Raw genomic sequence first — 23,911 nt, 5'->3', positions numbered from 1 at the left:
TACGTGCAACATCTAGATCTGCAGGTCGTACACCAGGCGATGCAGTGGTCGGGCAACGGCCAGCGGGTCTGGTTGTGCACGGTGCTTGCCACTTACGGGTCGGCGCCTCGCGCACCGGGCTCGCTGCTGGCGGTGAACGAGGCAGGGCAGTGGGTGGGCTCGCTGTCGGGCGGCTGCGTCGAGGAAGACTTCCTTGAGCGCGTGGCCCTTGGCGAGTTTCCCGAGCCGGTCGCGATCGTGCGTTATGGCGATGGCAGCGACCGGCGTTCGAGCATTCGCCTGCCCTGTGGCGGGGTGCTGGAGGTGCTGGTGGAAAACCTGCCGGCCGATTGCGAAGTGCAGGCGCATCTGCGCGCCTTGGCTGGTGCGTTGCAGGGCCAGCGGCGGCTCTTGCGCGAGGTGAGCCTGCCTGACGGCACGCGCCGGCTCAGCGACGACTCGTGCCAGGGCCCAAGGGTCGAACGTGATAGCACCCGTGTGCGTCTGCGTGTGGGCGCTGCCCAGCGGCTGCTGTTGGCGGGGTATTCCAGCGTTGCGCATTATTGCGCCGAGTTCGGCAAAGGGCTGGGTTTTGAAGTCATCCTCTGCGACCCGCGTGACGAGGTGCTCGAAGGCGTGGTGCTGGACGGCATCGAAGTGCGCCGCGAGCTGCCGTCGGAATTCATCGCCAACGGTGGTTGCCATGCCGACACGGCAGTGGTTGCATTGACCCATGACCCCAAAATCGATGACTTGGCCATGCTTGAAGCAGTGCGTACCGAGGCGTTTTACATTGGCGTGATGGGCTCGAAGGCCACCTCCGACAAGCGTCGCGAACGCCTGCAGCGCATCGGTGGCCTGGCCAGCGGCGAGCTGGCGCGCATCCACGCACCGATCGGCCTCAACCTGGGCAGCAAGACCCCCGCAGAGATCGCCCTGGCAGTGCTGGCCGATATCCTGCGCATGCGTAACGGCATCCAGCGGGCGGCGCTGTGAGCATCGTCGCGCTGGTGCTGGCGGCGGGCAGCAGCGTGCGTTTCGGTGGCGACAAGCGCCGGGCCACGTTGGGCGACGGGCGTAGCTTGCTGGTGCATAGCGTCGAGCGGGCTTGCTCGGTGTTCAGCGATGTTCGCGTGGTACTGCGCGATGGCGAGCGGGGCGAGGACCTGGGCTTGCCGGGCGCATGCCGGATCATTTCCAGCCCGGATGCCGGATTGGGGATGGGGCATAGCCTGGCGGCTGGGGCTGCGTCGTTGATCGATAGTGAGGCACAGGCAGTGGCGGTGCTGTTGGGCGATATGCCCTGGATCGCTCAGGCAACGTTGGGCCAGCTTGCCGCGGTTGCCGATTTGTCCAGGATCGTCTTGCCAGAACATGACGGCCAACAGGGGCACCCCGTGTTGTTCGGGCGCGATTTCTGGCCGGCGCTTTCACGCCTGACGGGTGATGAAGGGGCGCGTTCTGTGGTGAAGGCACACCCGGCGAGTTGCATCAGGTTTGAAGTGCAGGACGCCGGGGTGTTGCAGGATGTGGACCGGCCAGAGGCGGTAAACCGCTGAGCGCGGGCGGCACTCGATCTCACCGGCGCTAGAATTCATGCGTCGGGCCTCAAACAACCGACACACCCGCTACCGGAAAAAAGCCCATAATCCCCCCTTAATCCCCCAATAGTGCAATGCCAGCCACACCACTCCGGGAGCCCCCACCATGCACGTTCTGCTCTGCGAGGACGACGACCTGATCGCCAGCGGCATCTGCGCCGGCCTCACCGCCCAAGGCCTGACCGTCGACCGCGTGGCCAACGCCGGTGCCGCCCGTGCCATGCTCCAGGCGGCGCAGTTCGACGTGATGATCCTCGACCTTGGCCTGCCCGATGAAGACGGCCTCAAGCTGTTGCGCCGCTTGCGTCAGCAGGGTATCGATCTGCCGGTGCTGGTGCTCACCGCGCGCGATGCGGTCACCGACCGGGTCGACGGCCTGCAGGCCGGTGCCGACGACTACCTGCTCAAGCCCTTCGACCTGCGCGAGCTGGCCGCGCGCCTGCACACCTTGCTACGCCGGGTTGCCGGGCGGGCGGTGAACGTGATCGAGCATGGCCCGCTGCGCTACGACCCCAGTAGCTGCGAAGCGACCCTGGCCGGCCAGCCGGTCGACCTGTCGCGGCGTGAGCAGGCCTTGCTCCAGGCGCTGCTGCAGAACCCGGGCCGGGTGCTGTCCAGTGAACAGCTCAAGGACTGCGTGTACGGCTTCAGCGACGAAGTCGAAAGCAACGCCCTCAACGTGCATATCCATCACTTGCGCCGCAAGCTTGGCAACAGCATCGTCGAGACCGTGCGCGGCCTGGGCTACCGCCTTGGCCCGGCGCAGGCGCCAGAGGAAGCCGTATCATGAGCCTGCGGGTACGCCTGAGCCTGATTCTGGGCAGCGCGTTCATCATCATTTGGGTGCTCGCTGCTGCCTGGATGCTGCGCGACCTGCGCCAGCAGATGATGTTCTCCCTCGACCAGCGCCTGGTGGCTTCGGCGCGCATGGTTGCCGGGCTGATCGACCAGTTGCCCAAGCCGCTGACCGCCAAGGGCGAAGAGGCGCACTTTTCCGCCGACCAGTTCACCGTGCCCGACGGCATGGCCTGCCAGGTAAGTTCGCTGCGCGGCGAGATTCTTGCCAGCAACCACAAGCATGATGGGGGCATGGACGATGAACAAAGCGGCTTCCGCGACCAGACCATCGACGGTGCACTGTGGCGTACCTTCACCTACAACCATGGCGATGTGCGCATCACCACTGCCGACCGTCACATGGAGCGCGAGGCACTTAACCAGTCGATCCTGCTGGCAGCTTCGGCGCCGGTGCTGATGGCCTTGCTCGGCAGCCTGGGGCTGGTGTGGATCGGCCTGGGCAAAGGCCTGGAGCCGCTCAATCGCATGCGTGACGCCTTGCGCAGGCGGCGTGCCGACAGCGTTGAGCCGTTGCAGGTGGCGGGCTTGCCCAGTGAGTTGCAACCTTTGCTCGACACCCAGAACCAGCTGTTTCTGCGCATCGCCCAGACCCTTGAGCGCGAACGGCGGCTGACCGACGACGCCGCGCATGAACTGCGCAGCCCGCTGACGGCGATCAAGACCCACCTGCAGGTGGCCCGCATGACCGATGGCGCAGTGCGCGAACAGGCGCTGGAACATGCAGAACAGGGCACCGACCGCATGCACCGGACCCTGGAACAGCTGCTGCTGCTGGCGCGGGTCGAAGGCAGCCTGTCGTTCGAAGATGGCGTGCAGTGCAGCGCCGAACAGGTCGCCCGGCAGGCCGTGCAGGATGCCGGTGGGGGTGACAACCGGCGCATCGTTCTGCGCCTGCCCGAGCAGGCCACGCAGATCTACCTCGGCATGCCGGCCCCGCTGGCGGTGGCGGCGCTGCGCAATCTGCTGGACAACGCTCTGCGCCATGGCGGTGATACTGAAGTGGAACTGGAGGTGCAGATGGCCGACGGGCAGATTGGTTTCATGGTGCGCGACCATGGGCCTGGTATTGCCGCTGATGACCTGCAGCACTTGACCGAGCGCTTTTGGCGCAACGGCCAGAGCGGTGGCTGCGGGCTGGGGTTGGCGATTGTTCAGGCGATCGTGCAGCGCTGTGCCGGCAGCTTGCGCTTCGACAGCCAGAGCGATGGCTTGCGGGTGGTGCTGCAAGTGCCGGCGCGCTCGGGGGCTTGATCTTCGCCGCCTGTACCGGCCCCATCGCCGGTACAGACCCCAAAAAATCCCATAACAAGCGCTAAATCCTCCCCCCAGCCAAGCGTTTTCCAAGCGACAACTACCCGCACATTCGCTTGCTTGCGAGGATTTACCCATGTCGACTGCTTCCAGCCTTGCCCAGGTCCCGCCGGCCAGTGCGCCGCAACCGCTGTACGAGTTCACCGAGTCGCCCCTGCTGCAACGCCAGCAGCAACAGGAATCCAACGCCCGCAGTTATCCGCGGCGCATCCCGCTGGCGCTCAAGCGCGCCCGTGGCATCCATGTCGAAGATGTCGAGGGCAGGCAGTTCATCGACTGCCTGGCGGGCGCCGGCACCTTGGCCTTGGGCCACAATCACCCGGTGGTGATCGAGGCCATCCAGCGTGTACTGGCCGATGAAATACCCTTGCACACACTCGACCTGACCACGCCGGTCAAGGACCGCTTCGTTCAGGACCTGTTCGGCATCCTGCCCGAAGCATTGCGCCGTGAAGCCAAGGTGCAGTTCTGCGGCCCGACCGGGACCGACGCCGTGGAGGCAGCGCTCAAGCTGGTGCGCAGCGCCACCGGGCGCAGCACCGTGCTGGCCTTCCAGGGCGCCTACCATGGCATGAGTCAGGGCGCGCTGAGCCTGATGGGCAGCCATGGCCCCAAGCAGCCGCTGGGTGCCTTGCTGGGCAACGGGGTGCAGTTCATGCCGTACCCCTACGATTACCGATGCCCGTTCGGCCTGGGTGGCGAAGCCGGGGTCAAGGCCAACCTGCATTACCTGGAAAACCTGCTGCTCGACCCTGAAAGCGGCGTGCCGCTGCCCGCTGCCGTGATCCTGGAGGTGGTGCAGGGCGAAGGCGGGGTGATTCCTGCCGATGTCGAATGGCTCAAGGGGGTGCGCCGCATCACCGAGCAAGCCGGTGTTGCACTGATCGTCGATGAGATTCAGAGCGGTTTTGCCCGTACCGGGCGGATGTTCGCCTTCGAGCACGCTGGCATCGTGCCGGATGTGGTCACCCTGTCCAAAGCCATTGGTGGCAGCCTGCCGCTGGCGGTGGTGGTGTACCGCGACTGGCTCGACACCTGGAAGCCGGGCGCCCATGCCGGCACCTTCCGTGGCAACCAGATGGCCATGGCGGCGGGTTCGGCGGTGATCAACTACCTGGTCGAGCATCGGCTGGCCGAGCATGCCGAGGCCATGGGCCAGCGCCTGCGTGATCACCTGCAGCGGCTGCAACGCGACTATCCGCAGTTGGGCGATATCCGTGGGCGTGGCCTGATGCTCGGGGTCGAACTGGTCGATGTGCAAGGCCCGCGCGATGTGCTGGGCCACCCACCGGCCAATCGCGAACTGGCACCCAAGGTACAGCGCGAATGCCTCAAACGCGGGCTCATTCTGGAGTTGGGTGGGCGCCACGGTGCGGTGGTGCGCTTCCTGCCGCCGCTGATCATCAGCGCGCAGCAGATCGATGACGTGGCGCAGCGCTTTGCCGAGGCACTGGCTGCGGCGGTCTGAGCTCACGAGGGGGCGCGTTGCGCCCCATTTCTCGGCAAGCCCGCTGCCACGGGAGTTGGCGCGGCATGCCTGTCGCGCCCTGTGCCGCTTACCAGCCGCGCCCGGAGTTGACCCAGAAATTCACCGACAGCGATGTCGACACCGACTCCACTTGGTGGAACCAGCCTTCGGGCAGGAACAACAGGTCGCCGGCTTGCAGCAGCACGCGCAGGAAGGTAACCCCGCGCGCGTCAGGGAAGCGCTGGTAAACCGGTGCATCGGGGTTGAAGTCGCACCCGTCCAGGCCGCCCTTGGGTGAGGTCGACCAGGTGCCGAGTGCCGGGCGATGGTGCGGCGCTGCCAGGATGAACGACTTGTCCCCCCACACCTGGGCGAACAGGTTGTCGGCATCGTCGCGGTGCAAAGGGGTGAGGGTGCCTTTGGGGCCGATCCAGATGCGCGGTGCGATGTACAGCGAGCGCTCGAAGTAGGGCGGGTACTGGATCAGCTCAAGCAACTGCGCAGGCACGATGTTGTTGCCCATGTAAGCCGGTGGCTCGCCGTTGCCGGTGCGTGGCTGCGGGTTGTCCAGCGAGTTGATGAAATCTGCCATGGAAGTGGAGCGAAAGTCGCGCTCGGTGGAGAAGGTCTTCTTCACATAGTCGCCATGGCGGGTGATGCCCTGCAGTTCGGCGAAGTGCTCCAGCGAAGCCTGGCGCTCGAGGTTGAACAGCTTCCACTCACGCAGGGCGTCACTGATCACCACCGGTGTGCCGTACGGCAGGAAGTTGCGCTGGAAGCGCTCGGCATCCAGCTGCGCGGCGGGGATTCTTTCTACCTCGGTCAGCTGTGGCAGGCTGGCCGACACACGTTCGCTGTAGCGCGGTGGCGTGACATGGCGCTGGTTCATGTCGGTCTTCTGCGCCGTCACCCCCTTGCGCGCCAGGTCGATGATTTGCGGAAGCAAAGTGGCCAGGCCCAGGTTGCCGCCGATTTTCAGCCGGCCGCCAGCAAACAGCTCTTCGACGTTGGCGCTGCCGGCCATGATGCCCAGCAGGTCTTGCTGGGTGACTTCGATGGTGACATCCGGCGTGGCATGCCGACCGGCCTCGGTGCGCGGCTGGGTACCAGCTTCGCACCAGTAGGCCTGCTGCGGGCCGAAGATGAATTGGAAGGTGCCTTCGACGCCGACGGCACCGGCATTGGCGAACAGCTTGCTCAGCAAAGGTTGCAGTTCCACGGCGCAGCCTCTTCGTGGGGGGTGGGGTGTGAGAACGGAACGAAGGGCGGGCTGCGAAATTTAGCGCGCCGCCCGGCGCTGGCGGGGGGTGGAGGTGTTAATTTTTTGCAGGTTGTATCCGTTTCGTAGGGATAGCCGGGCACTGCCCGTGGTACCCCACTCGTACGGAAAGCAAGCTGATGAATCCCGAAAAGTCCCTGCAACTGGCCCGCCGTTTCATTGAATTGCCGCTGGAAAAGCGCCGCCTGTTCCTTGAAACCCTGGCCAGAGAGGGCATCGACTTTTCCCAGTTCCCTATTCCGGCCGGGGTGGCGGCTGACGACCGTCTTGCACCCTCGTTCGCCCAGCAACGCATGTGGGTGCTCTGGCAGCTGGATCCGCACGGCGGTGCCTATAACCTGCCAGGTGCGGTCCGCCTCAAGGGGGCACTTGACGAGGCCGCCTTGCAGCAGGCGTTCAGCCACCTGCTCGAACGCCACCAGAGCCTGAGCTGTGTGTTCCAGCAGCAGGCCGATGAGCGCCTGTGCCAGGTGCACCGCCCGGGCGCGCCGCAGATCCAGCGCCTGGACCTGCGCGAGCTGGCCGAAGACGCCCGCCAGGCACGGGTGCAAACCGAGGTCGAGGCCGAGTCGCTGTGCCCCTTCGACCTGGAGCATGGCCCGTTGCTGCGCATCCGCCTGCTGCAACTGGCTGAGCAGGACCACGTGTTGCTGCTCACCTTGCACCACATCGTCGCTGACGGTTGGTCGATGAATGTGCTGATCGACGAATTCAGCCGCTGTTATGACGCCTGCGCCGCTGGCACACAGCCGCAACTGCCGGCGCTGCCGATCCAGTATGTCGATTACGCCCTGTGGCAGCGGCGCTGGCTTGAAGCCGGCGAACTCGAACGCCAGCTGGCCTACTGGCAAGCCACGTTGGGTGAAGAGCAGCCGGTGCTGGAGTTGCCGCTCGACCGCCCACGCCCGGCCGCGCCAAGTTTCAAAGGCAGCCGCCAGGAGCTGGTGGTGGACACGGCGCTTGCTCAGCAATTGCGCAGTTTTGCGGCGCAGCACAACCTGACGCTGTTCATGGTTCTGCTCGGTGCTTTCGGCGTGCTGCTGCAGCGTTACACCGGCCAGTGCGACCTGCGCATCGGCAGCCCGGTGGCCAACCGCAACCGCGCAGAAGTCGAGGGGCTGATCGGCCTGTTCGTCAACACCCAGGTATTGCGCCTGCAGCCGGATGCCCAAGCTGACGCACTGGCCTATTTGCAGGCAGTGCGGCAAACCGTGCTGGGCGCCCAGGCCCATCAGGACCTTCCCTTCGAGCGCCTGGTCGATGCGTTGAAGGTGGAGCGCAACCTGAGCCACGCACCGTTGTTCCAGGTGATGTACAACCACCAGCCGCAGGTGGCCGACCTGGCTGCGGTCACGCTGGGCTCTGGCCTGGAGCTGTCCGCACTGGAGTGGCGCAGCCGCACCACCCAGTTCGATCTGAGCCTGGACACGTACGAGCAGGGTGGCGTGCTGCGCGCTGCGTTCACTTACGCGACCGACCTGTTCGATGCGGCGACCATCGAGCGCATGGCGGGGCACTGGCTCACCGTGCTGCGTGAATTGGTGGCTGACCCTGCACGCCCGCTGTGGCAACTGCCCATGCTCGACCCGGCCACCCGCCAACGGGTGCTGCAGGACTGGAACGCCACGGCTGCCAGCTACCCGCTGCACTATGGCGTGCATGAGCTGATCGAGGCTCAGGCGCAGCGCACCCCGCACGCGCCGGCACTGCTGTTCGCCGACAGCCTGCTCAGCTACGCCGAGCTCGATGCCCAGGCCAATCGCCTGGCCCATTACCTGCGTGATCAAGGTGTGGGCAGTGACAGCCTGGTCGGGGTCGCGGCTCAGCGCAGCATCGAGATGGTCGTTGCCTTGCTGGCGATCCTCAAGGCCGGTGCGGCCTATGTGCCCCTGGACCCGGAGTACCCTGAGGAGCGACTGGCCTACATGATCGAGGACAGCGGCATTGGCCTGCTGCTGACCCAGCAGGCGCTGCTCGACAGCCTGCCGCTGCCGCACGGTGTGCAGTGCGTGGCGCTCGACACCCTGGTGCTGGACACGATGCCGGACAGCACCCCGGGTCTCAAGGTCGAGCCGACGCAGCTGGCCTATGTCATTTATACCTCCGGCTCTACGGGGCGCCCGAAGGGCGCGGGTAACAGCCACCAGGCGCTGACCAACCGCCTGTGCTGGATGCAGCAAGCCTATGGCCTGGACGCCAGCGATACGGTGCTGCAGAAAACCCCGTTCAGCTTCGACGTGTCGGTGTGGGAGTTCTTCTGGCCGTTGATGACCGGCGCCCGCCTGGCCATCGCGGCGCCGGGCGAGCACCGCGATCCGCAACGCCTGATCCGCGCCATCGAGCACTACCGGGTGACCACGCTGCACTTCGTGCCTTCGATGCTGCAGGCCTTCATCCATGAGCCCGGTGTGCACGCCTGCAGCACCCTGTCGCGCATCGTCTGCAGTGGCGAAGCGCTGCCTGTGGACGCCCAGCGCCAGGTGTTCGCGCGTTTGCCTGCAGCGGGGCTTTACAACCTTTATGGCCCCACCGAGGCTGCCATCGATGTCACCCACTGGACCTGCGTCGAAGAGGGCAAGGACAGCGTGCCTATCGGCCAGCCGATCGCCAATATCCGCACCTATGTGCTCGACGCCGGCCTTGAGCTCGTCGCTGTCGGTGTGGCCGGTGAGTTGTACCTGGGCGGGGTGGGCCTGGCGCGCGGCTACCACCGCCGCCCAGGGCTGACGGCCGAGCGCTTCGTCGCCGACCCGTTCGGCACCGGCGAGCGCCTGTACCGTACCGGTGACCGTGTGCGCCAGCGTGCCGACGGTGTGATCGAGTACCTGGGACGCTTCGATCACCAGGTGAAAATCCGTGGTTTGCGCATCGAGTTGGGTGAGATCGAGGCGCGTCTGGCCGAGCATGCGCTGGTACGCGAGTGCGTGGTGCTGGCCCTCGATGGTCGCCGGTTGGTGGCTTACCTGGTGCTCAATGCAACGCCTGAGGGCTGGCAAGGGCAGCTCAAGGACTGGCTGCTGCAAAGCCTGCCCGAATTCATGGTGCCCAGCCAGCTGATGCCACTGGACGGCCTGCCGCTGACACCCAACGGCAAGCTCGATCGCAAGGCCCTGCCACAGCCCGAGGCCGGGGCACAGGGTACCCATGTTGCGCCTCAGAGCGCGGCCGAACGCCAGCTGGCAAAGGTCTGGTGCGAAGTGCTGGGCATCGCCCAGGTGGGCCTGGACGACAACTTCTTCGAGCTTGGTGGCGACTCGATCATTGCCATCCAGGTCGTCAGCCGCGCCCGTCAGGCCGGGCTGGCGCTCAGCCCGCGTGACCTGTTCCAGCACCAGACGCTGCGCACCCTGGCCCAGGCTGCGGGCTGCGTGGACAGCCGCCAGGCCGACCAGCGCCCGGCTGAGGGCGAGGCACGCCTGACCCCGGTGCAGCTGCAGTTTTTCGACACGCCCATGCCGGTGCGCCAGCACTGGAACCAGGCCGTGCTGCTGGTGCCCCGCGAACCGCTGCAAGCGGCGCAGCTGCAGCAGGCCCTGGCTCAGGTGGTGGCGCAGCACGACGCCTTGCGCCTGCGCTTCACCCAGGCTGATGGCCAATGGCAGCAGCACCACGCGCCGGCCTCTGCTGGCGTGCCGCAGCTCTGGCATCGCCAGGCAGGCAGCGAGCAAGCGCTGGCTGCATTGTGCGATGAGGCCCAGCGCAGCCTGCGGCTCGATCAGGGGCCATTGCTGGCGGCGATGCTGGTGGCCATGGCCGACGGCAGTCAGCGCCTGCTGCTGGTGATCCACCATCTGGTGGTCGACGGCGTTTCCTGGCGCATCCTGCTCGAAGACCTGCAACGTGCCTGCCTGGGCCAGCCGTTGCCTGCCCGGACCAGCAGCTACCAGGCCTGGGCCGAGCGCCTGGCCGGGCATGCCGACGCCTGTGCGGGGCAACTCGATTACTGGCTGGCACTTGGCGAGGCCGGGGCGCAGGCGCTGCCACGTGACCGTGCGGTAACGCAGACGCGCGTGGCGGATGAGCGCAAGGTACGGGTCAGTTTCCCGCCGGCCTTTACCCAGGCCCTGCTGCAACAGGCGCCGAGTGCCTACCGTACGCAGGTCAACGACCTGCTGCTGGCGGCCCTTGCCCGTGCCCTGTGTAACTGGAGCGGCAATCAGCAGGTGCTGGTGCAGCTCGAAGGGCATGGCCGTGAGGAGCTGTTCGAGGATATCGACCTGACGCGTACCGTGGGCTGGTTCACCAGCCTGTATCCGGTCGCCTTGCGTCCGCAAGCACAGCCCGGTGCCTGCATCGCGGCCATCAAGGAACAACTGCGCGCCGTACCCCAGCGTGGCCTGGGCTATGGGGTGCTGCGTTACCTGGGCACACCGGCGCAACGCGAGCAACTGGCGCGCCAGGCGCAACCGCGGGTGACGTTCAACTACCTGGGCCAGTTCGACAGCCAGTTCGAGAAGGGTGCGCTGTGGCAGCCCGACCCTCAAGGGGCCGGGCAGGGGCAGGATGGCGACGCGCCGCTGGCCAACTGGCTGAGCGTGGAGGGGCAGGTCTACCAGGGCGAGCTGGGTATCAGTTTCGGCTACAGCCAGGCGATGTACGACGAGGCCACCATCGATGCCCTGGCCAGCGATTTCGCCAGCCAGCTGCGCGCGTTGGTCGATCACTGCCTGCAACCGGGGGTTGCCAGTGCCACGCCGTCGGACTTCCCGCTGAGCAATCTGGACAGCACCGGGCTCGCCGCCCTGGCAGTGGACCTGGCCCAGATCGAGGACATCCTGCCGCTGTCTCCCTTGCAACAGGGCCTGCTGTTCCATTGCCTGCATGCGGCCGCAGCCGGCGACTACATCAACCAGTTGCGCCTGGATATCGACCAGCTCGACCCGCAACGCTTCCAGGCCGCCTGGCAGGCGGCGCTGGACACCCACGCGGGGCTGCGTGCCAGCTTTCACTGGCCGGTCGACGTGCAGCAACCCGTGCAGGTGATCCGCCGCCAGTTGCAACTGCCGTTCAGCCAGCTCGACTGGCGCGACCAGGCCGCGTCGGCCGACCACCTGCAAATCCTGGCCGAGCAGCAGCGCCTGGCCATGGCCGCGACTGATCAGGCGCCCTTGCTGGGCATCACCCTGGTGCGCCTGGGCGAACAGCGCTGGCACATGATCTACACCCATCACCACCTGCTGCTCGATGGCTGGAGCCATGCCCGGTTGCTGGCTGAAGTGATGCAACGCTACCGTGGCCAGGCACCCCGCCAGGCACCTGCGCATCCACGTACCTACCTGGCCTGGCTGGCCACGCGTGACCGCCAGCAGGACCAGTCGTTCTGGCAGGCGCAGCTGCAGGGCATGCAGGCGCCAACACTGCTCGCCAGCCAGCGCCGCAGCGTTGAAGCGGCTGGCTACGGCCTGTGGCAGCAACGCCTTGGCAGCGCTGCATCGGCGCAGATCAAGGCGGCGGCGCGGGCGCGCAAGGTTACCGTCAATACATTGGTGCAGGCGGCCTGGCTCTTGCTGCTGCAACGGCACTGCCGTCAGGACACCGTCTGCGTCGGTGTTTCGGTATCGGGGCGGCCTTCTCAGTTGCCGGGCATCGAGGCGCAACTGGGGCTGTTCATCAACACCGTGCCGTTGGTGGCCGCCCCGCGCCTTGAGCAGCGCCTGGACGACTGGCTGCAACAGCTGCAGGCCAGCAACCTGGCACTACGCGAGCACGAATACACACCACTGGCCGACATCCAGCGCTGGGCGGGCAGGGCTGGCGAGGCACTGTTCGACACCTTGCTGGCGTTCGAGAACTACCCCGTGGCCGAGGTGCTGCAAGGTGGCGGTGACGGGCCGCGCTTCGGTGTGCCGGACAGCCACGAGCAACCCCACTACGCCTTGACCCTGTCGGTGGGCATGGGTGAGCAGTTGCAGGTCGACTATCGCTTGCGCCACGACGCTTTCAGCCTGGCCGACGTGCAGCGCCTGGCCGACCAGTTTGGCCACCTGTTGCAGGCGATCGCTGGCGCTGGCAACCCATGCCTGGCTGAGCTGAGCCTGCTGGATGCCGCCAGCCATCAGCGTTGCCAGGGTCAATGGCAGGCCGCTGAAGGTACTGTTCCGGCACTGGGCGTACACCAGCTGATCGAGGCCCAGGCGGCGCGCAACCCGCGGGCCGTGGCGGTGGTTGCCGAGGACGGCACGTTGGATTACGGCCAGCTCAACGGCTTGGCCAACGCCTGGGCGCAACAGTTGATCGCGCGGGGTGTCGGCCCCGAGGACCTGGTAGGGCTGTGCAGTGAGCGAGGCCTGACGATGGTTGTCGGCCTGCTGGCGATCCTCAAGGCCGGTGCCGGCTACGTGCCGCTGGACCCGCAATACCCGCGTCAGCGTCTGCAGGACATGCTCGACGACAGCGCCGTCAGGCTGGTGCTGGGCACCCGTAGCGCCGCGCAGCCACTGGCGCTGGCAGGCACGGCCCAGTGGTTGTGGCTGGACCAGCCCCTGGCGCCGCAGGACGATAACCCTGCGCCGCGAGCCACCGCCGACAACCTGTTGGGGTTGATCTACACCTCCGGCTCCACCGGTCGCCCCAAGGGTGTGGCCCTGACCCATGGCGCCATCGCCGCGCACATCGCGACCATGGTCGGCCAGTATCAGGTGACGGCGCAGGACCGCTTCGTGCACTTCGCTTCGATCAACTTCGACTGGGGCACTGAGCAATGGTTGTTGCCGTTGAGCCAGGGCGCCTGCTGCATCGTGCGTGGCGATGAGATCTGGACCGCGGCCCAGGCATTCGAGGTGATCGAGCGCGAGCGCGCCAGCGTGGTCTACTTCCCCACCCAGTACGCCTGTCAGTTGGCCGAGTGGGCGCATCAGCAGGGCCGGGCACTGCCGGTGCGCTGCATGAACGTGGCCGGGGAGGCGCTGGCGCGTGAAGGCTTCGAGCGAATCCAGGCCCACTTGCAGCCGCAGCGTATCGTCAACGGCTACGGCCCTACCGAAACAGTGATCACCCCGCTGCTGTGGCAGGCCGACGGGTCTACCCGCATCGACACCGGCTATGCGCCGATCGGAACGCCGGTGCCGGGGCGTACCGCTTACCTGCTCGATGCAGCCTTGCAACTGCTCGATACCGGCACTGACGGCGAGCTGTATATCGGTGGCCCCTGCCTGGCGCGTGGTTACTTTGGCCAGGCGGCGCTGACCGCTGAACGTTTCGTGCCCGACCCCTACGACGCGGTCGGCGGGGGCCGCCTGTACCGCAGTGGTGACCTGGTGCGGCAGCAGGCCAATGGCGAGCTGGTGTTCATCGGCCGCCTGGACCACCAGGTGAAAATCCGCGGTTTCCGCGTCGAGCCCGGTGAAGTCGAAGCCTGCCTGCTGGCCCTGCCTGAGGTGCGCGAGGCCGTGGTGATGCCGGGCGGTCAAGGTGCCGACCTGTACCTGGCCGCCTGGTTGGTACCGGTCAGCGGTTCGCAGGCCGATGCCGGGCTGCGTCAGCGCATTCTCGACGCGCTGCGCGCCGTGCTGCCGCCCTACATGGTGCCGTCACGCCTGCAACTGCTCGACAGTTTGCCGCTGAACCCCAACGGCAAGGTCGACCGCAAGGCATTGCCGTCGATCGAGGTCGACACCTCTGAAGCAGCGTTCAGTGCGCCCCTGGATGCGCTCGAACGCGAGGTCGCCCAGGCCTGGGCCAGTGTGCTGGGCAGGCACGAAGTGGGCCGTTTCGAGCACTTCTTCGAGGCCGGTGGCCACTCACTGCTGGCCACGCAGGTGGTGGCGCGGCTGCACCGCGACGGCCACACCGGGGTCGGTGTACGCGACCTGTTCAGCGCCCCGCGCTTGTGTGATTTCGCTCAGCGCCTGCGCCAGGCGCAGCCGGTAAGCGATGCCGGCCCGCAACTGCGCGCACTGGGCGTCAAGGCCAGCGCACCGCTGTCGCTGGCCCAGCGCCGGTTGTGGATTGCCGAACAGTTTGCCCTGGGTAGCGGGGCGTACGGCATGCCGCTGGGCCTGCGCCTGGACGGGCCGTTGCAGCCCGCATGCCTGAAGCAGGCCTTGCAGGTGCTGGTGCAGCGCCACGAAGTGCTGCGCAGCGCGGTAGCCTGTGACGACGAAGGTGAACCGCTGCTGGTGATCCAGGCGGCGGTCGACCTGGACCTGCCAGTGGACGACCTGAGCCTTTTGGCTGCCGCCGAGCAACAGCTGCGCGTGCTTGAAGCGCAACTGGCCAACGTGCGTCAGCCGGTGCCCCTGGACCAGGCGCCGATGCTGCGTGCACGCCTGCTGCGCCTGTCCGGCGACGCCCATGTGCTGCTGCTCAACATGCATCACATCATTTCCGATGGTTGGTCGATGGCGCTGATGGTCAACGAACTGATCGCCAGCTACAGCGCCCTTGCCCGTGGCCAGGCGCCCGTGCTCGCGCCGCTGGTGCTGCAGTACTCCGACTATGCGCTATGGCAGGCCGAGCGCGAGCGTGCCGGGCTGCTGCAGGCCCCGGCGCAGTGGTGGCGCACGGCCTTGCACGGTAGCAGCGGGCGCTTGCAGTTACCCACTGACTTGCCGCGCCCGGCCAAGGCGTCCCAGGCGGGGGAGAACCTCTATCACGAGCTGCCGCCGACTACGGTCGTGGCGGTACGCGAACGGGCCGCGCAATTGGGCGTGACCCCCTACATGCTGCTGCTGGCGGCGTTCCAGCTGCTGATGCACCGCGCCAGCGGCCAGCACGACCTGCTGCTCGGGGCGGATGTCGCCGGCCGCGAACACCCCGACCTTGAGGCGCTGATCGGCTTCTTCGTCAATGTTCTGCCACTGCGCTCGCAACTGGACGAACAACTGGACTTCGCCGCGTGGCTGGCGCGCACCCGCACCACCTTGCTCGATGCCAGCGAGCAGCAGGCGCTGCCGTTCGACCTGATCGTCGAGGCTGCTGGCGCGCCGCGCCACCCAGGCATGAACCCGCTGGTGCAGGTGCTGTTCGTGATGAACGACATGCCGCTGGCGCATGGCGGCCTGGCCGACCTGAGTGTGCAGGTGCTGCCGCAGGCGGGCGGCTATTCGAAATTCGACATGGCGCTGTTCATCGACCCGGTCGCGGACGGCTGGCGCGTCACCTGGCAGTACGCCACACAGCTGTTCAAGGCAGAACGGGTCCAGGCACTGCTGCGTGGCTGGCTGGACATCCTGGGCCAGGTGCTGGGCAACCCACACATCCAACTGAGAGAGATCACTATGGCGGTTCACAGTGAAATCGTGGCGGCGCCTGCCGCCGCCGGCGGGCAACCCAAAAAAGACAAGCTGGGCAGTTTCCTCAAGCGCGGCGCCGGCACGCCAAGCCGGCCGGCCAGCGCAGTGCGCGAGGCTGCGATGGTGCCGGGGCAGGCCTTTCCGTTGCTGATCGAACCGGTCGATCCCGGCGTGAGCCTGACCGACTGGGTGGTGAAGCACCGTGCCGAGATCGAACGCAAACTGGTGGCTCATGGCGGCATTCTGTTCCGCGGTTTCGGCTTGCAGACCCCGCAGGACTTCGAGGCCTTCGCCGAGGCTGTGCAGCCTGGGCTGTACGGCCAGTACGGTGACCTGCCTAAGAAGGAAGGCGGCAAGAACACCTACCGCTCCACGCCGTATCCGGAGCAGAAGATGATCCTCTTCCACAACGAAAGTGCCCACCAGGACCGCTGGCCGCGCAAACAGCTGTTCTTCTGTGAACTGCCTTCGCCGGTTGGCGGTGCCACCCCGGTGGTCGATTGCCGGCAGATGTATCAGCGCCTGCCCGCACCCCTGCGCCAGCGTTTCGAGGACAAGGGCCTGCTCTACGTACGTACTTTCACCGACAAGCTGGACGTGTCCTGGCAGCATTTTTTCAAGACCGACTCGCGTGCGGATGTCGAGCGCCGTTGCCAGGCGTCGGGTATCCAGTGGCGCTGGCTGGACAACGACGAACTGCAGATCCGCACGCCTTGCCCGGCGGTGATCGAGCACCCTGTCAGCGGTGAGAAGAGTTTCTTCAACCAGGTGCAGCTGCACCACGTGTTCTGCCTGGATGCCGACGTGCGCGAGGACCTGTTGGCGCTGTATGGCCTGGAGCGCATGCCGCGTCAGGTTTACTACGGCGATGGCAGCCCGATAGAAGACGCCGACATGGCGTTGATCGGTGAGCTGTACGAGGCGTGCGCGGTGCGTTTCGACTGGCAGGCCGGTGACGTGATCCTGCTCGACAACATGCTGGCCGCACACGCCCGCGACCCGTTCCAGGGGCCACGCAAGATCGTCGTCGCCATGGGCGACATGATGCAACGTGCCGACCTTGAAACCCTCACCTTGAACCGCACAGGAGTGCAAGCATGAACATCACTGTCGAAACGAGCGGCCTGCCGTTGTTGCCCATGCAGGTGCTCGAGCTGACTGCACTGCCTGCCCGCTGGCAGGACGCGGCGCGCTGCATCACCTTGCAGCTCGACAGCGTGCCGGCGCCCGCCGCGCTGCGGGCTGCCCTGCAGCTGTGGCAGGGCCAGCACGACGCGCTGCGCCTGCGCATCGGCCAAGCCGCCGGTTATCGCGGCCTGCGTCAGTTTTTTCAGCGCGAGGCGGCAGCGGTGGACCTGACGTGGCTGGCGGCGGGCGATACCGCCGGCCGCCAGGCCTGGTTCGAGCGTGAGGTGGATGTGCAGGCCGGGGCGGGCGTCGCCGTGCTGGTGTGCGAGCAGGCCGAGGGGCGCTGCCAGTTGGTGCTTGGTGTGCTCGCTGCGCTGGTTGACGCTGCCAGCCTGCCGGCCCTGGCTGCAAGCCTTGCGGCGATCTGCCAGGGCACACTGGGAACAGCCGAAGACGGCGATTTCGAACAGTACCTGCAGTGGCGCAGCGAGGTGGTGGTGGATGAAGACGCCAGCACTGCGCGCAGCTACTGGAACGCGCTGAACGGCAAGCCCGCAAGCGCCCAGCAACTGCCCTGGCGCCCCCCGCAAGGCAGCCCGCGCGGTGAGCGCGCGCAGGCCCGCGCCGCGCTTGACCCGGCCGTTGTGCAGCACTTGGCCGGCCTTGGCCTGCCCTTGGACATGGTGTTGCAGGCAGCCTGGTGGCTGCTGCTGGCGCGGCTCGATGGTCAGCCTGCGCAGGTGGTGAACTGGTGCCACGACAGCCGCGGCGACTACGCCTATTTCGCCGACAGCGCAGGGGTGTATCACAAGCAGCTGCCGGTGCTTGTCGACTACCAGGCCGAGCAGCCACTGCGTACCTGGCTGCACGGCCTGGCCGCGCAGTTGGAGCAGCATGCCGTTTGGCAGGAATACTTCACCCCCGAGCACACGCCCGCGCTGGAGCCTGCCGCCATCGGTTTTCGCCTGATCCCCGCCTGCCCGCCGCTGGCCGGTGGTTGGCAGGTAGTGGGCATGGACGCGCCGATGGTCGGCCCCGACCTGCTGCTGCAAGTCGACAGCGACCGCGCAGCGCCACAGGCGCTGTTGCAGTACTGGGCCTCGTGGCATAGCCCGGCACTGGCGCAGCTACTGCTCGAGCAGTACGTAACGCTGCTGGCAAGCATCGCTCAGACACCAGACGCGGCCTTGGCCAGCCTGGGCCTTGTCGGTGAGCAACAGCGTCGCCTGGTGCTTGAGCGTAACGCCCAGGCTGCACTGCCAGCGGTCACCGAACTGCTGCCCGAACGGGTCGCCCGCTGGCTGCGCGAACAGCCCCAGGCGCTGGCGATCATCGAGCAAGGGCAGGGGTGGAGCTGGCAGCAGCTCGACCAGCTGGCCACTGCGCTGGCCGCGCACCTGCAGGCCCAGGGCGTTGGCAGCGCCAGCGTTGTCGGCCTGGCCCTGCCGCGCTCGGCGCACTGGCTGGCGGCGGTGCTGGCCTGCTGGAAGTGCGGCGCTGCGTACCTGCCGCTGGACCCGCTCTGGCCCGCAGCGCGACGCGAGCAGGTCAGCCGCCTGGCCGGCGCGCAGTTGCAGATCGATGCCACGCTGTTCGAGCAGTTGGCGGACACTTCTGCGCCGTTCGAGGCGCAAGCGCTCACGGCCAATACGGCGGCCTATGTGCTGTTTACCTCGGGTTCGACCGGTGAGCCCAAGGGGGTGGTCATCGAACACGGGCAACTGGCCGGGTACCTGCAGGCCGCTGAGCAGGCCTTGGACCTTTCGGCCTGCAGGCACTTTGCGTTCAGCGCCACGGTGGCGGCTGACCTCGGTCATACCAGCCTGTTCGGCGCCTTGCAGGTTGGCGCCACCTTGCACGTTGCCAGCGACGCAGTGATGCAGGACCCGGCGGCCTTTGCCGCGTTCGTGCGCAACGAAGGTATCGATTGCCTGAAGATCGTGCCGTCGCACCTGGCGGCGCTGCTCGACAGCGCGCAGCCCAGCCTGCCAGCGACCCTGGTACTGGGCGGCGAAGCGCCGAGTGCGCAGTTGCTGGCGCGCATCGCACGGCTGGCGCCTCAGGCTCGGGTGTTCAACCACTATGGCCCGACCGAGGCCACCGTCGGCGTGCTGGTCCAGCCACTGCGGGCCGAGGCGCCGATGGCGAGCCTGGGCCAGGTGCTGGCCGGCAACCGCGTTTACTTGCTGACGCCTGCAGGGCAACTGGCGGGCGTGGGTGAGCTGGGTGAACTGCATGTGGCCGGGCGCCAGCTGTGCCGGGGCTATCTGGGGGACGAGCAGGGGGCGTCGCGCTTTATCGACAACCCATTGCAAGCCGGCGAGCGCCTGTACCGCAGCGGTGACCTGGCCCGTTACCAGGCCGATGGCAGCATCCTGCTGCAGGGGCGGCAGGATCACCAGGTGAAGATTCGCGGGTTCCGTGTCGAGTTGGCCGAAGTGGAAGCGCGCCTGCTGGAGATCGACGGGGTCGCCCAAGGGGCGGTGCTGGCGATCGAAACCCAGCCCGGGCAACTGGAACTGCTGGCTTGCTACGCCGTGCACGGCGAAGCCGAAGGGCTCGATGAAGCCTCGCTGCGTGCGCGGCTTGCCGAGTGCCTGCCAGCGGCCATGGTACCGACGCAGCTGCGTTGCCTGCCGAGCCTGCCGCGCCTGGCCAACGGCAAGCTCGACCGTCGCGCGCTGCTGCAGCTGCCGCAGCAGGGCGGCCAGCAGGATGCCCCACAGGACGCATTGCAGGCGTTGCTGGCCCAGCGCATGGCGCAGTTGCTCGGGCGCGACAGCATCGGTATCCACACCGACTTCTTCGCTGCCGGCGGCCATTCGCTGCTGATCATCAAGCTGGTGGCTGGGATCCGTAAGTTGTTGAACTGTGAAGTGGCGCCGGCGCTGGTCTTCGAGCACCCCACAGTGGCGGGGCTGGCCGAGGCATTGCAGGCCAGCGAGGCAAACCGCGGGCAGTTGCTCAAGATTGCCCAGGCGCGCCTGCAACTGGAGCGCATGAGCCCTGAGGAAAAGGAGCAGATGCTGGCCAAGGCGAAGAACGTTACGGCATAGCTCAGACAGCGTTTGATAGGGCTGCTACGCAGCCCATCGCCGGCAAGCCGGCTCCTACAGGTACAGCGCAGGCCTCAAAAACCGCGCTGAACCTGTAGGAGCCGGCTTGCGGGCGATGGGCCGCAAAGCGGCCCCAAATCTATTGACCGACTGGCATTAGCCTTCGGGTTTTTCATGAGTGCGAGGTTAGGCAGCCCCGAGCCATCGACAAATTGAACGCAAATGAAAAAAGTTATCAGTTTTTTTCACGTTCGTGCGTCTTACCTGTAAGCCGCTGAAAACGCGTCGCTCGAACGCGTAAGGGCCTTATAGAAACGGTACGTCGAGACCGTCACCTACACACTCATAGAACAGTCGGAGTCAGTTGCGCACATGAAGTCCAAACGTATGCGAAACAAGGGGGCAGCCTTGGCCGCCGGGCCATCGAAGTGGAGCCTGCGGGCTTCGGCACTGGTGCTGAGCCTGGCCATGGCCCATGCCCAAGCCCAGCCGGTTGCGGTGGACATCGCAGCCCAGCCACTGGACCAGGCACTGATCGCCCTTGGCCAGCAGACCGGCCTACAGATGGTCTACTCGCCCGACCTGGTCAGCGGCAAGCGTGCACCCAAGGTCAGCGGCACCATGGAGCCGGACCAGGCCCTGGCGCAACTGCTGGAAGGCGCAGGCCTTACCTACCGCATCGAGAACAATTCGGTCCTGTTGATCAGCACCGACACCAGTGATGTCGGCGCCGGTGCTCTGGTTATCGGCGAAACCACCATCATGGGCCAGGGGATGGGCCAGGCTACCGAGAACACCGGCTCCTACACACCGGGCCTGACCAGCGTCGGCTCGAAGAGCCCGACCTCGTTGAAGGAAACCCCGCAATCGGTGTCGGTGATCACCCGCCAGGTCATCGAAGACCGCCAGTTCACCGACATCAACGATGCGATGAAGGCCGTGCCGGGTGTGACCGTGCAGAGCAACACCTTCCGTATCCAGGACTTCTATTCACGCGGCTTCCCGATCCAGAACATCCAGCTCGACGGCGCCGCCCCCATGGCGTTGGGCACCACCGCCGGCAGCTTTTACGCGTCGAACATCTACGACATCGCCGAGTTCGACCATGTCGAAGTGCTGCGTGGTGCCAGCGCACTGTTTGGCGGCACCGGTGACCCGGGCGGTATCATCAACCTGGTGCGCAAGCGCCCGCTGGACTTCTACCAGCTCAAGTTCACCGCCTCGGCGGGCAGCTGGGACAACTACCGCAGCGAGCTGGACGTGACCGGCCCGCTGGGCTTCGATGGCAAGCTGCGTGGCCGTATGGTGGTGGCCTACCAGGATCGCCAGTACTTCGTCGACAACCGGGCCACCGACAAGCCGTTCTTCTATGGCGTGCTTGAAGCCGATGTCACCGACGACACCATGCTCACCGCAGGCTTGCGTTTCAACAAGGTCCACGAGACCGGCACCGCCTCGGCCGTACCACGCTACAGCAACGGTGCAGACCTTGGCCTGCCGCGCCATACCGGCCTGTCTACCACCTGGGCGTACGCGGACGGCTTTTCCCGCGAGTATTTCGCCAAGATCGACCATCGGCTCAATGATGATTGGAAGCTTAATTTCAGCTATACCAATATCTACGACACAGTCGATACCAACAACGCCACCACGCAACGTGCCGTTGACCCCGTCACTGGTTCGGGTGTTGTCCGCTTCGGCACTTATAACACGCAGTGGAGTCAGCAAAATCTTTGGGACGTCAACCTGTCCGGCGACTTTAGCCTTTTCGGTCTGAATCATCGTCTGGTTGTGGGCGGTGACTACCAAGACATCGACAGTCGCTGGCGCGGTACCGGGGCATTCGCTGCTGGCGGGGGGGCGGTAGATGTTTTCGACCCAGACTCCACCCCGTGGGACAGCGCAGGTGCGCGGACACCGTTCATCCGAGATTACAAACCCAACAGCCAAACTCAGTATGGTTTGTATTCGAGTCTTCGTTTGCAGTTAGCTGATCCTCTTCACGTTATTGTGGGGGCCCGTGCGCAGCGGTATAAATTTGATCAGACATATCGCACTGCTGACGCTACAGGGACAACTTGGACCCAGCAGTCTCGCGTGGATATGCGAGAGCCGACTAAAGTTACCCCGTTCGGCGGTATCGTCTATGACATCACAGATGAGTGGGCCGCTTACGCCAGTTACGCGGAAATCTTCAAGCCCCAACAGAACCGGCAAGTTGCGCCAGTTAATTCAGGTACAGCTCTTGATCCAATGACCGGAAAGACATATGAAACAGGGGTCAAGGGTGAATTGTTTGGTGGCACAGTCAATACGAGCGTAGCGCTCTACTACACCAAACGAAGTGGTGAGGCCGTAGTCGACCCTAACTATGAAGAGACCCAGGTAGAGTTCGGGGGTAACTGCTGCTATCTCAGCAGTGGCGAAACGATCAGTAAGGGCGTCGACATGGAAATTTCCGGCGAAATTCTGCCGGACTGGATGATGATGGCCAGCTATACATTGAACATCAACAAAAACCGCGAGACGGGTGGCGGGCTGAGTACTATCACACCTAAACATTTGGCTAAGCTGTTCACCACTTATCGTCTCCCTGGTGCGTTTCATGATTTCCGCGTAGGGGGCGGGGTAGACATCCAAAGCGCTACCCACGTAAGTGGTACGGCGGTCATCAATAGTGTCAGTACCCCTTACGAATACCAGCAGAGCGGTTATGCGATCTGGAACGCGATGGTCGACTACCGTATCGACGAGCACTGGAACGTGACCCTCAACGGCAACAACCTGTTTGACAAGAAGTACTACCAGACCGTCGGTACCTCGACCTATGGCAACTACTATGGCGATCCACGCAACTTTATGCTGACGGTACGGGCGACGTACTGATTTCAGTTAGCCTAACCAGGGCTGCTGCGCAGCCCATCGCCGGCAAGCCGGCTCTCACAGGGAACTCGCAGTTTTTCAGGTCTGCGCTGTACCTGTGGGAGCTGGCTTGCCGGCGATGGGCCGCAAAGCGGCCCCAGATTCGCATCAGGCCAGCACCTGCTCCAACCAGCATCCTGCCGCGGCATACACCTCGCCAGTCGCTCCGGTGATCCCCGACATGCGCAGAAAGTCGTGGGTCAGCCCCGCCTCTATGCGCAGGGTGGTCGGTGTGCCGCTCGCCTCAAGCTTGCGCGCATAGTCCAGGCCTTCATCGAACAACGGGTCGTACTGGGCCAGGTTCACATACGCCGGCGCCATGGCCGGCAGCGCCGGGTGCAGCAGAGGCGAGGCGCGCCAGTCATTGTGCGCCTGGGCGGCGCCCAGGTAATGGTCATAGAACCAGTCCAGTGTGCCGCTCTCCAGCAGATAACCCTCGGCATACCGCTGGTGCGAGGCGCGCCGGGTATTACTTTCGGCCACAGGGTAAAACAGCAGCTGCGCTTTCACTGCCATGGCCTGCGGGTGTTGCGCGGCTTCGATCGCCAGCACCGTGGCCAGGGTTGCCCCCGCGCTGTCGCCGGCCAGCACCAGCGCGCTCGGCAGGCCCAGTTCGGTGGCGCTGTGCTGCAGCCAGCTGGCGGCGTCCTGGCAATCGTGCAGGGCCGTCGGGAACGGTTGCTCCGGCGCCAGCCGGTAGTGCGCAGCGAACACCGCATAGTCACCCAGGCAGGCCAGGCGCCGGCACACGCAGTCATGCGAGTCCAGGCTGCCGACCACATAGCCACCGCCATGCAGGTAGAGCAGGGTGGCCTTGGGCGTGACGCCCGGGCGCACGTAGAGGCGGGCGGGCAACTGCGCACCATCGCGGCAACTGAACTGCAGGGCGCGCACCTCGACGTGGGCGGGAGGGTCGGGGTCGAGCAGGCGCGAGGCGTTTTCAAATTCCGCCCGCGCCTGGGCGATGCCCAACTGATGCATGGGCTGGCTCTTGCCCGTCAGGCGGCCGAGTTCGGCCAGTTCCAGGAACGCTTCCAGATCGCCATCCAGGGACATTCGGGTTTCCTTCACATTGT

At 65.8% G+C, this 23,911-nt stretch carries 10 protein-coding genes; 8 read left to right on the top strand and 2 right to left on the bottom strand.

The annotated features are described in order from the left end of the window. Positions 1 to 3 precede the first annotated feature (3 nt). The 5 genes from JOE27_RS08410 (at position 4) to JOE27_RS08390 (ending at position 5,217) form a co-directional block, all read left to right on the top strand. Positions 4 to 975, top strand: a complete 972-nt coding sequence (locus tag JOE27_RS08410) for an XdhC family protein (RefSeq protein ID WP_115274257.1) — start codon at positions 4 to 6, stop codon at positions 973 to 975. After that, positions 972 to 1,538 (top strand): nucleotidyltransferase family protein, encoded by a 567-nt coding sequence (locus JOE27_RS08405; protein ID WP_204918519.1) that lies wholly within the window; start codon positions 972 to 974, stop codon positions 1,536 to 1,538. The genes JOE27_RS08410 and JOE27_RS08405 overlap by 4 nt, the downstream gene beginning before the upstream one ends. 148 nt (positions 1,539 to 1,686) lie before the next feature. Continuing rightward, on the top strand, positions 1,687 to 2,370 hold the full coding sequence (locus JOE27_RS08400; protein WP_119687503.1) for a response regulator transcription factor: 684 nt from the start codon (positions 1,687 to 1,689) through the stop codon (positions 2,368 to 2,370). After that, positions 2,367 to 3,689, top strand: a complete 1,323-nt coding sequence (locus JOE27_RS08395; RefSeq protein WP_012315383.1) for an ATP-binding protein — start codon at positions 2,367 to 2,369, stop codon at positions 3,687 to 3,689. The genes JOE27_RS08400 and JOE27_RS08395 overlap by 4 nt, the downstream gene beginning before the upstream one ends. A gap of 136 nt (positions 3,690 to 3,825) precedes the next feature. Continuing rightward, positions 3,826 to 5,217 (top strand): aspartate aminotransferase family protein, encoded by a 1,392-nt coding sequence (locus JOE27_RS08390; protein ID WP_204918517.1) that lies wholly within the window; start codon positions 3,826 to 3,828, stop codon positions 5,215 to 5,217. Between the two features lie 88 nt (positions 5,218 to 5,305). Here the strand turns inward: JOE27_RS08390 and JOE27_RS08385 are convergent, their stop codons facing one another. Beyond that, on the bottom strand, positions 5,306 to 6,436 hold the full coding sequence (locus tag JOE27_RS08385; protein ID WP_204918516.1) for a cupin-like domain-containing protein: 1,131 nt from the start codon (positions 6,434 to 6,436) through the stop codon (positions 5,306 to 5,308). Positions 6,437 to 6,615: 179 nt separating this feature from the next. Between JOE27_RS08385 and JOE27_RS08380 the strand changes: the two genes are divergently transcribed. The 3 genes from JOE27_RS08380 (at position 6,616) to JOE27_RS08370 (ending at position 22,799) form a co-directional block, all read left to right on the top strand. Further along, positions 6,616 to 16,830: a non-ribosomal peptide synthetase gene (locus tag JOE27_RS08380; protein ID WP_204918514.1), complete on the top strand. Its 10,215-nt coding sequence runs from the start codon at positions 6,616 to 6,618 to the stop codon at positions 16,828 to 16,830. After that, positions 16,827 to 19,913: an amino acid adenylation domain-containing protein gene (locus JOE27_RS08375; RefSeq protein ID WP_204918512.1), complete on the top strand. Its 3,087-nt coding sequence runs from the start codon at positions 16,827 to 16,829 to the stop codon at positions 19,911 to 19,913. Before JOE27_RS08380 ends, JOE27_RS08375 begins: the two co-directional genes overlap by 4 nt. A 372-nt stretch (positions 19,914 to 20,285) precedes the next feature. Then, positions 20,286 to 22,799 carry a TonB-dependent receptor gene (locus JOE27_RS08370; RefSeq protein ID WP_204918510.1) on the top strand — a complete coding sequence of 838 codons (2,514 nt, stop codon included), beginning with the start codon at positions 20,286 to 20,288 and terminating at the stop codon, positions 22,797 to 22,799. Positions 22,800 to 22,943: 144 nt separating this feature from the next. Here the strand turns inward: JOE27_RS08370 and JOE27_RS08365 are convergent, their stop codons facing one another. Further along, positions 22,944 to 23,891, bottom strand: coding sequence for an alpha/beta hydrolase (locus tag JOE27_RS08365; RefSeq protein ID WP_125924667.1), 948 nt, complete (start codon positions 23,889 to 23,891; stop codon positions 22,944 to 22,946). Positions 23,892 to 23,911 lie beyond the last annotated feature (20 nt).

The sequence above is a fragment of the Pseudomonas sp. M5 genome, assembly GCF_016907075.1.
Taxonomy (GTDB): Bacteria; Pseudomonadota; Gammaproteobacteria; order Pseudomonadales; family Pseudomonadaceae; genus Aquipseudomonas; species Aquipseudomonas putida_E.
This window is presented reverse-complemented; position numbering and strand designations above follow the sequence as displayed.

Coding starts and splice junctions, on each gene's coding strand:
- JOE27_RS08390 (WP_204918517.1), top strand. CDS start 3,826: ATGTCGACTGCTTCCAGCCTTGCCCAGGTCCCGCCGGCCAGTGCGCCG.
- JOE27_RS08380 (WP_204918514.1), top strand. CDS start 6,616: ATGAATCCCGAAAAGTCCCTGCAACTGGCCCGCCGTTTCATTGAATTG.
- JOE27_RS08365 (WP_125924667.1), bottom strand. CDS start 23,891: ATGTCCCTGGATGGCGATCTGGAAGCGTTCCTGGAACTGGCCGAACTC.
- JOE27_RS08375 (WP_204918512.1), top strand. CDS start 16,827: ATGAACATCACTGTCGAAACGAGCGGCCTGCCGTTGTTGCCCATGCAG.
- JOE27_RS08400 (WP_119687503.1), top strand. CDS start 1,687: ATGCACGTTCTGCTCTGCGAGGACGACGACCTGATCGCCAGCGGCATC.
- JOE27_RS08395 (WP_012315383.1), top strand. CDS start 2,367: ATGAGCCTGCGGGTACGCCTGAGCCTGATTCTGGGCAGCGCGTTCATC.
- JOE27_RS08370 (WP_204918510.1), top strand. CDS start 20,286: ATGAAGTCCAAACGTATGCGAAACAAGGGGGCAGCCTTGGCCGCCGGG.